Raw genomic sequence first — 14,417 nt, forward strand, 5'->3', positions numbered from 1 at the left:
CTGGACTGCGCCGGCCGCGGGTGCGCCCGTCGGGGCGGCGGTGCGTCTCGGACGCGGCCCCACACTAGTGGCTGCGCACACAGCGGTCCGCCTCGCGCCGCGGGCGCGGTGGGCGGACCGTAGGTCGTCCCGTACGTCTTCAGGCGGCAGGGCCATACCGGCGGAAACCCCGGCCGGGTCCTGCTCCGAACCCGGCGGTCGGCGCCACGGGGCGCTAACCTCTGGCTTCCGCTTTTAACTTTCCGTGACTATCGGCCCATGAATTCAGGGATTTCTCACGGAATCACTGGCCCCGGAATCACCGAAACCGAATCGCGAGCTCCGGTTCCTCGATAAGACCGCTTATCCGCCTCATCGGTTCATGGGACCGTGCGCCTATCCGTATGCCTATCGGAAGCTCAGACCGCTGCCTTCTTGAGGCGGCGGCGCTCGCGCTCGGACAGGCCGCCCCAGATGCCGAACCGTTCGTCATTGGCAAGGGCATATTCAAGGCATTCCGAGCGGACTTCGCAGGCGAGGCAGACCTTCTTCGCCTCCCGCGTGGATCCGCCCTTCTCGGGGAAGAAGGACTCGGGATCGGTCTGAGCGCACAGCGCGCGCTCTTGCCAGCCGAGCTCCTCGTCCGCCTCCTCGACCAGCAGTTGCTGAAACAGCTCGGTCATGTGCGCCCCTCGTCTGTCATTTACGTCCCGGTGTCTCCGCCTTCATCAAAGTACGGCAGAACGACACGGGTGAAATTACAAGTGTGCCGATCCGGGCCAGTCAAGCCGGGATCTGCTATTGGGCCCCTTATTCACTCTGCGGAACCAAAGCCAAGCAGAAAGTGTCCAAAAGATTACAAGTCCGGACAAGCCCCTCTGCCGACCACGGTCGACCCGCTCCCCTCTGTAAGGAGAGGACGTCACGCGCGGCAATCCCGTTGCACCGTCCGGCCGAACGATGTTTGCGGCCCTGACTGGAGCGCCACCTGTCCATGGTCACACCCCCGCAAACCTTGGAGCACCCACAGTTACCGGATGAGGTGAAACATTGCCCTCAAAAGGGACACTCAGTTGACACAACGTGTCCGGTCCCGTCACCGTGGTGGGCATGCCAGTGAACGCCGCCCTCAGCCTGACCCGTGACTACGGGTCCCGCTGCGCCGTGCAGGCTCGCTGTCGCTGTTCCAGCTGTTGATGCCCCCGAGCTCCGGCTGACCCCTTTCCTTCCCGGGGTCCCGCACCACCCGCCCGCGCGGCCGACACCCCGGCCGTCCGCGGCGCACCGCGCCCTCGCGCCACCCGTAGCTCCGGGCGCCCCATGCTCCGCCTGTCACCGCGCCCTCCCCCGCACCTCGCCGAGGAACCTCCGCACATGAACAGCGACGTCCAGATCGCCGGCGACCCGCTCGCCATCCCCCACCTGCTGCCGCCCGCCCCCGCCCACCCGCGCACCGTCGCCGAGTTCGCCGGGCTGGCCCGCGCCGTCGCCGCCGACCGCGCCTCCTGGGCCCACCTGGTCCGGTACGACGCCACCAGCCGCTGGTACCACCGCCTCCGCACCGGCCCCGGCTACGAGGTCTGGCTGCTGAGCTGGGTGCCCGGCCAGGGCAGCGGTGCCCACGACCACGGCCCCTCCTCCGGCGTGCTGACCGTCCTCGAGGGCGAGCTGACCGAGATCACCGGAAGCACCGGGCCGCTCGACGGCGCACGGCAGGTGCTGCGCGCCGGAGCGCAGCGCGTCTTCGCCCCCGGATACGCTCATGAGATCGTCAACGACTCCCTCGCACCGGCCGTGAGCCTCCACGTCTACTCGCCGGGGCTGACCGAGATGCCCATGCGCCGGCCCGCGTCGGCGGCCACCACCCCTCGGGAGCGGCCCCCCGTCCTGACAGACTGACCGCATGCAGCGCATTGTGGTTCTGGCCGGCGGGATCGGGGGCGCCCGCTTCCTCCGTGGCCTCAAGTCAGCAGTCCCCGACGCGGACATCACCGTCATCGGCAACACCGGCGACGACATCCACCTCTTCGGGCTCAAGGTCTGCCCCGACCTCGACACCGTGATGTACACCCTCGGCGGCGGCATCCACGAGGAGCAGGGGTGGGGCCGGGCCGGTGAATCCTTCGCCGTGAAGGAGGAGTTGGCGGCGTACGGAGTCGGGCCCGAGTGGTTCGGGCTCGGCGACCGCGACTTCGCCACGCACATCGTCCGCACGCAGATGCTCGGCGCCGGCTACCCGCTGAGCGCCGTGACCGAGGCGCTGTGCGCGCGCTGGCAGCCCGGGGTGCGGCTGCTGCCGATGAGCGACGACCGGGTCGAGACGCACGTGATGATCGACGACCCCGACGGCGAGGACGGCGCCCGCAAGGCCGTCCACTTCCAGGAGTACTGGGTGCGCCTGCGGGCCGGCGTGCCCGCGCACGCGATCGTCCCCGTCGGCGCCGAGCAGGCCAAGCCCGCGCCCGGCGTGCTGGAGGCCCTCACCGCGGCCGACGTCATCCTCTTCCCGCCCTCCAACCCCGTCGTCAGCATCGGCACCGTCCTGGCCGTGCCCGGCATCCGCGAGGCCGTCGCCGGGGCGTCCGCGCCCGTCGTCGGCCTCTCCCCCATCGTCGGCGGCTCGCCCGTGCGCGGCATGGCCGACAAGGTGCTGGCCGCCGTCGGCGTCGAGTCCACGGCCGCGGCCGTCGCCCGGCACTACGGCTCCGGGCTGCTCGACGGCTGGCTCGTCGACACCGTCGACGCCGGTGCCGTGGCCGAGGTCGAGGCCGCGGGCATCCCGTGCCGGGCCGTGCCGCTGATGATGACGGACACGCAGGCCACGGCCGCCATGGCCGCGCAGGCACTCGCGCTGGCCGAGGAGGTGCGGGCGTGAGCGCGCCGGAGCCCTCCGGGGGCGGCCCGGTCCCCGGGTACCGGGTCTGGGCCGTGCCCGGCATCCCCGAGGTGCAGGCGGGCGACGACCTCGTCAAGCTCCTCGCCGGGGCGGTCACGGGCGAGGGCCTGCCCGGGCTCGCCGACGGCGACGTCCTGCTCGTCACCTCGAAGATCGTCAGCAAGGCGGAGGGGCGGCTGGTCCGTGCCGACGACCGCGAGGCGGCCATAGACGCCGAGACCGTACGGGTCGTCGCCCGGCGCGGGAACCTGCGGATCGTCGAGAACCGGCAGGGGCTGGTCATGGCCGCCGCCGGCGTCGACGCCTCCAACACCGCCGCCGGGACGGTCCTGCTGCTGCCCGAGGACCCCGACGCCTCCGCCCGTGCCCTGCGGGCCGGCCTGCGGGAGGTGCTCGGCGTGAACGTCGGCGTGATCGTGACGGACACCTTCGGCCGGCCCTGGCGCAGCGGTCTGACCGACGTCGCCATCGGCGCGGCCGGGGTGCGGGTGCTGGACGACCTGCGGGGCGGTGCCGACGCGCACGGCAATCCGCTGAGCGCGACCGTCGTCGCCACGGCCGACGAGCTGGCCGCGGCCGGGGACCTCGTCAAGGGCAAGGTCGCGGGGCTGCCGGTCGCCGTGGTGCGCGGGCTGCCCCACGTGGTGGGTGAGGGCGAGGGTGAGAGCGAGGGTGAGGACGGCGACTCCGGGGCGCGGGCCCTGGTGCGTTCCGCCGCCGACGACATGTTCCGGCTCGGGACGTCCGAAGCGGTGCGGGAAGCCGTGACGCTGCGGCGGACGGTGCGGGAGTTTACGGGTGAGCCTGTCGACGGTGCTGCCGTGCGGCGGGCCGTTGCCGCCGCCATCACTGCTCCTGCCCCGCATCACACGACGCCCTGGCGGTTCGTCCTGCTGGAGTCCGAGGAGGCGCGGGTGCGGCTGCTCGACGCCATGCGGGAGGCGTGGATCGCGGACCTGCGGGGGGACGGGTTCGGCGAGGAGAGCATCGCCAAGCGGGTGCGGCGCGGTGACGTGCTGCGGAATGCGCCGTATCTGGTGGTTCCGTGTCTGGTGATGGACGGGTCGCACACCTATCCGGACGCGCGGCGGAACGCCTCCGAGCGGGAGATGTTCGTCGTGGCGGCCGGGGCGGCCGTACAGAACTTCCTCGTGGCGCTGGCCGGGGAGCGGCTGGGGTCGGCGTGGATCTCGTCGACGATGTTCTGCCGGGACGTGGTGCGCGAGGTGCTGGAGCTGCCTGAGGGGTGGGATCCGATGGGGGCCGTGGCCGTGGGGCATGCGGCGGCGGCGCCGCGGGAGCGGGCTCCGCGGGTCGCGGACACGTTCATCTCGGTGCGGTAGGTCGTTCGGGGGGGGCGGGCGCCGGGGCCTCCGGGGCAGGGTCCCTGGACCGTATATTTACGGCGCCCTCAGCCCTGGCGCGATCTTGCCCGGCGCTTGGCGCCGCAAATACACGTCAGCGTCCAGGGACCCTGCCCCTGCGGCCCCGGCGCCCTCCCGCCGTCCCTCGGCCGACCCTCCTCGGTTCCTCCTCAGAGCCTTCTGAAGAGCTCCGGCCTCGCGTCCCTCGCCCGACCCTCCTCGGTTCCTCCTCAGAGGGCTCTTCAGAGGGCTCTGATGTCGTTTACCGAGAAGCGGGGCGCCCTGCGTGGCGGGGTTACTCCGCTCAGGAGGATCAGGCGGCACGCCCTGTGGCGCTGGCCCTCGTACGGGGTCAGGAGGTCCAGCATCCTCTCGTCGTCGGTGCCCCTCGCGCCCGTGAGGGCGTAGCCGATGATCTTCGGGAGGTGCAGGTCGCCGACCGTGACGGCGTCGGGGGAGCCGTTGCTGCGCTGGAGCGTTTCGGCCGCCGTCCACGGGCCTATGCCCGGGACCGCCTGCAGGCGTCCCGACGCCTGGGCGTCGTCCATGGCGGCCGCTTCCTCCAGGCGCGCCGCCACCCGGGCCGCCCGGACGATCGTCGCCGAGCGCTTGCCGTCCACGCCCGCCTTGTGCCAGTCCCAGGACGGGATCATCGCCCAGCCCCGCGCGCTCGGCATGACCCGCATCCGCGGGGCCGGGCCCGGAGCCGGTTCGCCGTGCTGCTGCAGGAGGAGGCGCCAGGCCCGGTACGCCTCGTCGCTGGTGACCTTCTGTTCGAGGACGGACGGGATCAGCGATTCCAGGACCAGACCCGTGCGGGCCAGCCTGAGGCCGGGGTTGCGGCGGTGCGCCTCGTGGACCAGGCGGTGGCGGGGGGTGAACGCCGCCGGGTCGTCCTCGGCACCGAGGAGGGCGGGGAGCGTTTCCAGGAGCCAGTCCGCTCCCGGCCCCCACGCCTCCGCGCGGATGCTTCCGCCCTCCTCGCTCACGTGGAGCGTGCCGGGGCCCTCCGGGGTACGGGTCGCCCGCCACACCGAGCCGTCCGGCCCCCTCCTGAACGCCGGGTCGCCCGGGCCCCGCGCCAGGACGCCCAGCGTGCGGCCCAGGTCGTACGGGCCCGGTGGGGTCCAGGTGCGGGTGGTCATCCTGCCAGGGTACGTCCAGCTCTTCGTCCGCTTATGCCGGGTTCGTCCGGCTTACTGGTCCGACGAGAACCTGATCGTCGACGCCGGGATCTCCGCCTCGCACCAGATGCGGGCCCCTGCCCGCAGCTCGTTGTCCGCCCCGATGCGGGCCATGTCCCCGATCACCGCGCCGTCCAGCACCGTGCGCGCCCCGATACGCGCCCCTGCGCCCACCAGCGAGTCCCGGACCTGTGCGCCCGCCTCGATGACCGCGCCGTCCAGCACCGTGCTGCCGTCGACCCGGGCGCCCGGCTCCACCCGCGCGCCGGCGCCGATGACCGTGCCGCCGGTGAGCTTGGCGTCCGGGGCGACCTCTGCGGTGTCCAGGACCAGCCGGTCGCCGCAGCGGCCCGGGACCGCCGGGGACGGCGCCCGGCCCAGGACCAGGTCGGCCGAGCCCCGGACGAAGGCCTGCGGCGTGCCCAGGTCCAGCCAGTACGTGGAGTCGACCATGCCCTGCAGGTGTGCTCCGGAGGCGAGGAGGCCGGGGAAGGTCTCCCGCTCCACCGAGACCGCCCGCCCTGCGGGGATCGTGTCGATGACCGCGCGGTTGAAGACGTACGCGCCCGCGTTGATCTGGTCGGTGACGATCTCCTCGGGCGTCTGCGGCTTCTCCAGGAAGGCCGTCACCCGGCCCGTCGCGTCGGTCGGGACCAGGCCGAAGGCCCTCGGGTCCTCGACCCGGGTCAGGTGCAGGGAGACGTCCGCGCCGGTGGTGCGGTGGGTCGTCACCAGGGCCTCGATGTCCAGGCCGGTGAGGATGTCGCCGTTGAAGATCAGGACGGGCTCGTCCGGGGCCGAGTGGAGCTTGGAAGCGACGTTACGGATGGCGCCGCCGGTGCCGAGCGGCTCCTCCTCGGTGACGTACTCCAGGTGCAGGCCGAGGTCCGATCCGTCGCCGAAGTACGGCTCGAAGACCTCCGCCAGGTAGGACGTGGCCAGCACGATGTGCTCCACGCCCGCCGCGCGGGCCCGCGCCAGCTGGTGCGTCAGGAAGGGGACGCCCGCGGCGGGGACCATGGGTTTGGGCGTGTTCATCGTGAGCGGGCGCAGCCGGGTTCCCTTGCCGCCGACCAGGAGGATGGCTTCTGTCACCTTGTCGTCTCTGCTTCCTGCTGGGGCCGGGCCGTGATCGGCGGCCAGTGTATGCAGACCGGAGGGTGCCCTCGCGCCAGGTCAGCGGCCCTGGAGGCGGGCCGCGACGGAGCGGGCGGTGCCGAGCTTGCTGTAGAGGCGCTTGCCGGGGCACTCCGTGGCGAAGCCGTCGCGGTGCCCGGAGATGGCCTTGAGTTTGACTTTGGTCCCCTTCTTGAACCGATTTCCGCCTCCGGACACCAGGCTCGCAGTGCCGGCCGGGTTGGCGCCGAACAGCCCGAGCTTCCAAGCGGTGAGGTCCGCCACCGCGTCGACCGCCGCGGTGGACGGACTGGTGGTTCCGTACGTTCCGAGAACGGCGATGCCCATGCTGCTGCTGTTGAAACCGAGGGTGTGCGCGCCCTTGACGGGTCTGGCCACGCCTCCCGCGCGGCCCTCGTAGATGGTGCCGCACTTGTCGATGAGGAAGTTGTAGCCCAGGTCCCGCCAGCCGCTGCTCACAACGTGGTAGCGGTAGATACCGCGGATGACGGACGCGGACTGCGAGCAGGAGTAGCGGTTGCCGGAGGCCGTGTGGTGGATGAAGGCCGCGCGGACGGCCCCGGTGTAGGAGAAGCCGGATTCGCGCAGGGACTCGTCGGCGGCCCAGCCGGCCCGGGTGACGATGCGCGGGCGCGGGCCGACGTAGCGGCCGTCGACGCCGCTGGGGCGACCGTAGTCGTCGGCGTCGTAGCCGTCGCCGCCGCCCTGGTCGGCGTCGTCGGCGCTCTGCTCGCCCTCGCCTTGATCGCCGGACTCCTCGTCGTCCACCTGCAGCTCACCCGTACCGGTGTATTCGACGTCGCCCTCGGACTCCGGCTTGCCGAGCGCGGGGATCTCGGTGGCGCCGAGGGGCGCGAGCGGGACGTTGGCGGCGGAGGCGGCGAGTTCGTTCTCGCTGGGGACGGGGGGCGCGGCGGAGCGGGTGCGGTCGGCGCCGGGGTCGACCAGTTCCAGGCGCAGCCCGGCCGGCAGGGCCGCGGCCGGGGTGCGTCCGGTCGTCGTGGACTCGGGGCGGACGCGGACCTGGATGGCGTCGGAGGCGCCGACCCACAGGGGCGCGGTGGATCCGCGCAGCCGCCCTGCGCGGCCCTCGGCCGAGTCCCTGTCGGGGCGGTCGTCGTCGTGGGTCGAGATCTCCTGCCAGCCGGCCCAGTCCCGGCTGCCGACGGGGCGGGTGCGCACCTGGGCGTGGCCGCGGAGTTCGGCCGCGGCGTCGTCCCAGACGATGCCGACCAGCGAGAAGGGCTTGACCTCCAGCTGGGGCAGGCCCTGCTCCGAGGTGGGCTCGGGGCCCGCCGTGCGGTTCCTGCCGTGCAGCGGGACCAGCGGCAGCGACTGGGTGCTGCCGGGCACGGAGCGCGGGGTGAGGCCCGGGTCGTGGGTGGACTGCGAGGCGGAGGAGGGGGCGGCGAGGAAGGGCAGGGTGAGGGCGGCGGCGCAGGCGGTCACGGTCGTCGAGACAAGGATTCCACGCATACCGAAAATCTTGGGCATACCTATATAAATCTGTCCATTCGTCAAGTGGCCCACGGGTTCTCCCCGTACCCCTTCGGCGTCACCCTTCCGGCTGACCCGCACGCACCCCGCCACGTACGCTGGCGCCGATGAACGCCACCGATCGCACCCCCGCCGACCTGCTGCGATCCGCGCTCGCCGCGGATCCGTCCCGCCCGCTTGTGACCTTCTACGACGACGCCACCGGCGAGCGCGTGGAATTGTCCGTGGCCACCTTCGCCAATTGGGTGGCGAAGACCGCCAATCTCCTCCAGGGCGATCTCGCCGCCGAGCCGGGCGACCGGCTCGCCCTGCTGCTGCCCGCCCACTGGCAGACGGCCGTGTGGCTGCTGGCCTGCTCGTCCGTCGGCGTGCTGGCCGACGTCGGCGGCGACCCGGCCGCCGCGGACCTCGTCGTCAGCGGGCCCGACACGCTGGAGGAGGCGCGTGCATGCTCGGGCGAGCGCGTGGCACTGGCCCTGCGCCCCCTGGGCGGCCGGTTCCCCCAGCCGCCCGCGGGCTTCACCGACTACGCCGTAGAGGTGCCCGCGCAGGGCGACCGCTTCGCCCCGTACGCCCCGGTCGACCCCGGCGCCCCGGCGCTCGCCGTGGGCGGACTGGAGCTGACCGGCGCCCAGCTCGTGGAGCGCTCCCGCACGGACGCCCACCAGCACGGGCTCGGCGCGGGCTCGCGCATGCTCTCCGGGCTGCCCTACGACTCCTGGGACGGCCTGTCCGCCGGGCTGTTCGCCCCGCTCGCCTCCGGCGGCTCGGTGGTGCTCTGCCGCCACCTCGACCGGCTCTCCGGCGGCGGCCTCGACAAGCGCCGGGAGAGTGAGCGCGTCACCGTGACGGCCCTCTGACGCTGCCGCGGCGCCGCACTCGGGCGATGATCGGCGTACGGACCAATTACGGCACCCCCGAGGAGGGACGCAGCGCAACCGTGACCCAGAGCCCAGGAAGGCCCGGCCCCCCGGCCACGCCGTCCTGCTCCGCCTTCTTCGAGGAGCCGGACGAGCAGCCGCCCGCGCCCCGCCGCCGGCGCCGCTGGCTGCGCTGGCTCGCTCTGGGCACGGCGCTGGCGGTGCTGGCCGTGGTCGCGATGGGCTGGTACCTGTACGAACGGCTCAACGGCAACATCAAAACGGACACGGCCACCGCGGACGAGCTGCGGCGCTGGGAGAAGGAGCGCCCCACGGCCCTGGTCAAGGGCGCCCAGAACATCCTGATCATCGGCTCGGACACCCGCAGCGGCGCGGGCAACGGCCAGTACGGCGAGGACAGCGGCACCCAGCGCTCGGACACCACGATCCTGCTGCACGTGGCCGCCGACCGGAAAAGCTCGACCGCCGTCAGCCTCCCGCGCGACCTGATGTCGATGATCCCCCGGTGCCGGCGGCCCGACGGCACCGAGACGAACGAGCGCTTCGCGCAGTTCAACTGGGCGTTCGAGCAGGCGGGCCCGGCCTGCACGATCCGTACGGTCGAGAAGCTCAGCGGCATCCGCATCACCCACCACCTGATCGTGGACTTCAGCGGCTTCAAGCACCTGGTCGACGCGGTGGACGGGGTCGAGGTATGCCTCAAGCAGGCCGTCGACGACCAGGAGGCGCGGCTGAAGCTGCCGGCCGGCCGCCAGACCCTCAACGGCGAGCAGGCGCTCGGGTACGTCCGGGCCCGCTACAGCCTCGGCGGCGGCAGCGACACCGAGCGGATGGGGCGACAGCAGCAGTTCCTCGGCGCGCTGTTCAAGGAGATGCAGAGCGACGGGGTGCTGCTCAACCCCGCCCGGCTCTACCCGGTGCTGGACGCCGCCACCTCCTCGCTCACCACGGACGCCGGGCTCGACTCGCTGCGCAAGATGTACGACCTGGTGCGCACCGTGCGGACCGTCCCGAGCGACCGCGCGCAGTTCCTGACCGTGCCGCGCCGCCCGTACCCGTACAACCCCAACCGGGACGAACTGGTGCAGCCGGACGCCGACCAGCTCTTCAGGCAACTGCGCGAGGACCGGCCGGTGTCGGTGACCGGAAACGTCCGGGCCGCGGAGAACAAGCCCGGGGACGGCAGGCCGGGAGCCGGCAAGCCGGGGGCCGAGGAGGGGCCGGACGGATCGGAGGGGCCGGGAGGACAGGTGAGCCCGGAGGGGCCCGGCAGTCCCGAGGGGCCGTCAGGACCAGGGGGAACGACGGGAACCGGGGGGTCGGCGTGGACGCCGGGCACCGGGGGGACCGGAGGAGGCCCGGCCGCGCCCGGCGCTCCTCACACGCCGCGCGGGGCCACCGGCCGGAACGGTACGGCCCCGCCCTCCGGCGGCGCATCCTCCGCGCCCGCGAGCGCCCCGGCGGGCCCCGCCGGCACCGCGCCGGGCACCGCTCCCCCCACCTATGAAGGAACCACGGCCGCACGCGGCATCTGCGGATGAATCACTCAAACCACGCGAACGATTCTTCACGCTCGGCGAATGGATTGAGCAGATTGCCCAGTTGTAGGGGAGTGGAATTTGTCACCGGCGTCGCTTGACGCTGAACTGGGCGGATAGTGTGAGCGATCCGGTGCGCACGGCCGGGCTGACCGCGCACTGCACAGACGACGTGACCGAGCGCCTCGGGGGGGTAGGCGCCGCGTGGCACCGACGGAGGATGCAAGCGACCGTGGACGCGCAAGGCCGTGGGCGGGCAGGCGGTATCGACCCCGCCGACCAGTGGGTCTTCGACCCCAAAACCGGCAGCTACGAGCTGCGTCTCGACCATGCCGACGGGGCGGACCCGGCCCCGGGCACGGGCTCTCCCCGCTCGGACATCACCGATCCTTCCGGCTCGGCCAGCTCCTTCGTGCCCTCCTCGAAGGCCGCCCCGAGCCCGGCGCCGCGCCCCAAGACGGCGTCCGGCGGGCGGCGGGACGTGCCGGGCCAGCGCGTCACCGGCCGGCGCGGCGGAGCCAAGGCGGGAGCCAAGGCGTCGGTCAAACCCGCGACGGGCAGGCGCAAGCCCAAGCCCAAGAAGTCCGCCAAGAAGAAGGCCCTGCTGTGGACCGGAGGGACGCTGGCCTTCGTCCTGGTCGGCGGCTCGCTGGGCGCCTATCTGCTCTACGAGCACTTCAACAGCAACCTGAACAAGGTCGACGTCGGCATCAACAACGGCGCCGTCATCAAGGGCCCCGTCAACATCCTGGTCATCGGTACCGACAAGCGTGACGGCGAGGGCAACAAGGGCTACGGCGACGAGGGCAGCGTCGGTCACGCCGACACCACCCTCCTCTTCCACGTCTCCGAGGACCGGTCGAACGCCACCGCGCTCTCCATCCCGCGCGACATGATCACCGACATCCCGGAGTGCACCACCAAGAAGGACGGGAAGACCAAGACCATCCCCGCCTCGAAGGGCGTCCGCTTCAACGAGAGCCTGGGCCAGGAGGACCGCGACCCCGGCTGCACCTGGCGGACCGTCGAGGCCCTCACCGGGCTGAAGGTCAGTCACTTCATGATGGCCGACTTCAACGCCGTCAAGAGGATGTCGTCGGCGGTCGGCGGCGTCGAGGTGTGCCTGGCCAAGGACATCGACGACCCCAAGTCGCACCTCAAGCTCAGCAAGGGCCGGCACAAGATCGAAGGTGAGGACGCGCTCGCGTTCGTCCGGACCCGGCACAGCGTCGGCTTCGAGAGCGACCTGGACCGCATCAAGCTCCAGCAGCAGTTCCTGAGCTCGATGATCCGCGAGATGAAGTCCGACGACACCTTCACCAACCCCAAGAAGCTCTACAACCTGGGTGACGCGGCGACGAAGTCACTGACCGTCGACTCCGGCATAGGGTCCGTCAGCGATCTGACCAAGCTGGCGAAGGACCTCAGCCGGGTCAACCTCAAGAACATCACCTTCGCGACCGTCCCCGTGATCGACAACCCCGCCGAGGGCAAGAACCACAAGACCGTCGTCCTCGACAAGACGAAGGCCGATCCGCTGTTCGCGATGGTCCGTCAGGACGTCTCCCTCACCGAGGTGAAGGAGAAGGAGAAGAAGGAGCAGGAGCAGGCCGACGCCAAGCAGGCGGCCCTGCTGCAGGGCCCCCGCGCGGAGCCCGCGGCCGTCCGGGTCAAGGTCCTCAACGGCAGCGGCAGGATCGGCGCGGCCCAGGAGGCCGTCCGCTGGATGCAGAACAGCAAGGGCATCCTCCGCAGCAGCAACGGCGGCAACACCCCCGGCGGCAAGAAGGCCGACAAGACGGTCCTGGAGTTCTCCCCCGCCCAGGCCGACCAGGCGCGCCGCATCGCCGACGTGATGGGCCTGTCCGCCGACGCCCTCAAGGAGACCTCGGGCGGCGCCGCACCGGCCGAGATGACCCTCACCCTGGGCTCGGACTTCAAGGGCGCGGGCACCCCGGTCCACGTTCAGGCACCCGCGAAGGCGCCGGACATCCAAAGGGTCGAAGCGGACGACAAGAACATCTGCGCCAAGTGAACCCGGACACCGCACACATGCATCTCACTATCGGGCGGCCGGTCTGCTGAGCAGCAGGCCGGCCCTGCCGCGCGACCCGCTGGGCGCGCACCGATCCATGAGAGACGACACGCCTGCCCATCGGGCCGGACGCACCATTTAGGGGAGGCCTGATGCGGCAGAGCAGCGTGCGGGGGCCGCGGGCGCGCAAGAGCGTTCCGGGAGCACGTGAAGACAGCGGCAAGGGCGCACCGGCCGACGAGGGCGGGAAGGGCGGTGCTCCCGTCAGCCGGCGCTCCCGCGCGGCCCGAATAGCCCGCTGGACCGCGCTCTGCCTCGCGGTCCTCGTCCTCGGCGTCTCGGCCGCCGGCTACTTCTACTACCAGCACCTCAACGGCAATCTGAAGAAGGACCCCCTCAACCTCGGCGACAAGCGCCTCGACCGCAGCGCCGCCAACGCCGCGGGCCAGCGCCCGCTGAACATCCTCCTCCTCGGCTCCGACAGCCGGAACTCGGCGGAGAACGTCGCCCTCGGCGGCGCCCGCGAGGACGCCGGGCGCAAGCCGCTCGCCGACGTCCAGATGCTCGTACACGTCTCGGCCGACCGCAGCAACATGTCGGTCATCAGCGTCCCGCGCGACACCCGGGTCACGATCCCCAAGTGCACCGACCCCGATGACGGGACGGTCTACAAGGAGACGAACCGGCAGATCATCAACACCAGCCTGATGAACGGCGGGCCCGGCTGCACCGTCGCCGCCTGGGAAGAGCTCACCGGCATCCCCATCGACCACTTCATGATGATCGACTTCGCGGGCGTGGTGAGCATGGCCGACGCCGTCGGCGGCGTCCCGGTCTGCGTGGACAACAACGTCTACGACAAGGACTCGGGTCTGCGCATGGAGAAGGGCACGCACAACGTCAAGGGCGAGCAGGCCCTGCAGTGGCTGCGCACGCGCCACGGCTTCGAGGACGGCAGCGACATCGGCCGCACCCACGCCCAGCACATGTACATGAACGCGATGGTCCGCCAGCTGAAGTCCGGCACCAAGCTCACCGACCCGGACAAGCTCACCGACCTCGCCGAGGCCGCCACCAAGGCGCTCACCGTCGACAAGGACCTCGGTTCGGTCAAGAAGCTCTACGACCTCGCCGACGACCTCAAGCGCGTGCCGTCCGGCCGGATCACCATGACCACCATGCCGTGGGTGTCGGACCCCTGGAACCCGGACGCCCACGTCGTCCCCAAGCCGGGCGACGCGGAGCAGCTGTTCTCGCTCGTCCGCCGCGACATCGCGCTCGACGGCAAGGACAAGAAGAAGGACGGCAAGGGTGCCGCGCCGAGCGCACCGGCCTCCCCCAAGGGCTCCGTCGAGGTGACGGTCTTCAACGGCACCGGCACCGCCACCCAGCCCGTCGCCACCGGCCGCGGCGCCGAGATCGCCGCGGCGCTCGTCAAGCAGGGCTTCACCAAGGCCACGTCGGACTCCACGCCGAAGGCCCAGGCCGACACGACGCTCAGGTACGCCAAGACGTCCCAGCGGGCCGACGCCGAGGCGCTGGCCAAGGCCCTTGGGCTGCCGGAGCGGGCGGTGCGGATGTCCACCGCGGTCGAGGGGCTGACCCTGGTGATCGGCGGGGACTGGCGCACGGGGACGACGTACCCGAAGGGCGACGACGCCGCCGCGGACGACAAGAGCGGGAACGGCGAGAAGGACAAGGCGGACGGGAAGGGCGAGAAGTCCGGGAAGCCCGGCGACGACAAGGCGAAGGGTGACGACAAGCCCAAGAAGGAGGCCGAGGACAAGGCCCCCGAGAGCTCGGACCCCCTCAACGGCAACGACACCTCCGCGTGCATGAAGGTGAACTCGCTGAATCGTTTCTGAGCATGGGGGAAAGGCCGGACGAGCCCGTCGTCCGGCCTTTC

At 71.8% G+C, this 14,417-nt stretch carries 11 protein-coding genes; 7 read left to right on the forward strand and 4 right to left on the reverse strand.

Annotated elements, in window-relative coordinates; translation table 11 throughout:
- Nucleotides 1-398: 398 nt before the first annotated feature.
- Complete coding sequence (locus FGW37_RS12470) at nucleotides 399-662, reverse strand: WhiB family transcriptional regulator (protein ID WP_004952403.1); 264 nt, start codon at nucleotides 660-662, stop codon at nucleotides 399-401.
- A 691-nt stretch (nucleotides 663-1,353) separates the two neighbouring features.
- Here FGW37_RS12470 and FGW37_RS12475 point away from each other — a divergent pair.
- From FGW37_RS12475 to FGW37_RS12485, 3 genes are read left to right on the forward strand one after another with little or no spacing between them, the layout of a single operon-like run.
- Entirely contained in the window at nucleotides 1,354-1,878 is a 525-nt protein-coding gene (locus FGW37_RS12475; RefSeq protein ID WP_179081131.1) for a cysteine dioxygenase, read from the forward strand.
- Between the two features lie 4 nt (nucleotides 1,879-1,882).
- The gene (gene cofD / locus FGW37_RS12480) at nucleotides 1,883-2,854 is read left to right on the forward strand and encodes a 2-phospho-L-lactate transferase (protein WP_179081132.1); all 972 of its coding nucleotides are present in this window, start codon (nucleotides 1,883-1,885) and stop codon (nucleotides 2,852-2,854) included.
- A complete protein-coding gene (locus tag FGW37_RS12485; RefSeq protein WP_179081133.1) occupies nucleotides 2,851-4,218 on the forward strand; it encodes a coenzyme F420-0:L-glutamate ligase in 1,368 nt (455 codons plus the stop codon). Before cofD ends, FGW37_RS12485 begins: the two co-directional genes overlap by 4 nt.
- A gap of 263 nt (nucleotides 4,219-4,481) precedes the next feature.
- Here FGW37_RS12485 and FGW37_RS12490 read toward each other — a convergent pair whose 3' ends face one another.
- From FGW37_RS12490 to FGW37_RS12500, 3 genes are all read right to left on the reverse strand, one after another.
- Entirely contained in the window at nucleotides 4,482-5,384 is a 903-nt protein-coding gene (locus FGW37_RS12490) for a DNA-3-methyladenine glycosylase family protein (protein ID WP_179081134.1), read from the reverse strand.
- A gap of 51 nt (nucleotides 5,385-5,435) precedes the next feature.
- Nucleotides 5,436-6,518, reverse strand: coding sequence for a mannose-1-phosphate guanylyltransferase (gene manB, locus FGW37_RS12495; RefSeq protein ID WP_179081135.1), 1,083 nt, complete (start codon nucleotides 6,516-6,518; stop codon nucleotides 5,436-5,438).
- Nucleotides 6,519-6,599: 81 nt separating this feature from the next.
- Nucleotides 6,600-8,036 (reverse strand): peptidoglycan recognition protein family protein, encoded by a 1,437-nt coding sequence (locus FGW37_RS12500; RefSeq protein WP_246430370.1) that lies wholly within the window; start codon nucleotides 8,034-8,036, stop codon nucleotides 6,600-6,602.
- A gap of 128 nt (nucleotides 8,037-8,164) precedes the next feature.
- Here FGW37_RS12500 and FGW37_RS12505 point away from each other — a divergent pair, with 128 nt between their 5' ends.
- From FGW37_RS12505 to FGW37_RS12520, 4 genes are all read left to right on the forward strand, one after another.
- A complete protein-coding gene (locus FGW37_RS12505) occupies nucleotides 8,165-8,917 on the forward strand; it encodes a TIGR03089 family protein (protein WP_179081137.1) in 753 nt (250 codons plus the stop codon).
- A gap of 80 nt (nucleotides 8,918-8,997) precedes the next feature.
- Nucleotides 8,998-10,479 (forward strand): LCP family protein, encoded by a 1,482-nt coding sequence (locus tag FGW37_RS12510; protein ID WP_246430371.1) that lies wholly within the window; start codon nucleotides 8,998-9,000, stop codon nucleotides 10,477-10,479.
- A 229-nt stretch (nucleotides 10,480-10,708) separates the two neighbouring features.
- Nucleotides 10,709-12,511, forward strand: a complete 1,803-nt coding sequence (locus FGW37_RS12515; RefSeq protein ID WP_179081139.1) for an LCP family protein — start codon at nucleotides 10,709-10,711, stop codon at nucleotides 12,509-12,511.
- A gap of 152 nt (nucleotides 12,512-12,663) precedes the next feature.
- Nucleotides 12,664-14,376 (forward strand): LCP family protein, encoded by a 1,713-nt coding sequence (locus FGW37_RS12520; RefSeq protein ID WP_179081140.1) that lies wholly within the window; start codon nucleotides 12,664-12,666, stop codon nucleotides 14,374-14,376.
- Nucleotides 14,377-14,417 lie beyond the last annotated feature (41 nt).

This window comes from Streptomyces rectiverticillatus (assembly GCF_013394065.1).
Lineage (GTDB): Bacteria > Actinomycetota > Actinomycetes > Streptomycetales > Streptomycetaceae > Streptomyces > Streptomyces rectiverticillatus.

Bases quoted from the DNA above. Each gene is read 5' to 3' on its own strand.
- FGW37_RS12470 (WP_004952403.1), bottom strand. From the start codon at position 662: ATGACCGAGCTGTTTCAGCAACTGCTGGTCGAGGAGGCGGACGAGGAG.
- FGW37_RS12475 (WP_179081131.1), top strand. From the start codon at position 1,354: ATGAACAGCGACGTCCAGATCGCCGGCGACCCGCTCGCCATCCCCCAC.
- cofD (WP_179081132.1), top strand. From the start codon at position 1,883: ATGCAGCGCATTGTGGTTCTGGCCGGCGGGATCGGGGGCGCCCGCTTC.
- FGW37_RS12490 (WP_179081134.1), bottom strand. From the start codon at position 5,384: ATGACCACCCGCACCTGGACCCCACCGGGCCCGTACGACCTGGGCCGC.
- FGW37_RS12500 (WP_246430370.1), bottom strand. From the start codon at position 8,036: ATGCGTGGAATCCTTGTCTCGACGACCGTGACCGCCTGCGCCGCCGCC.
- FGW37_RS12505 (WP_179081137.1), top strand. From the start codon at position 8,165: ATGAACGCCACCGATCGCACCCCCGCCGACCTGCTGCGATCCGCGCTC.
- FGW37_RS12520 (WP_179081140.1), top strand. From the start codon at position 12,664: ATGCGGCAGAGCAGCGTGCGGGGGCCGCGGGCGCGCAAGAGCGTTCCG.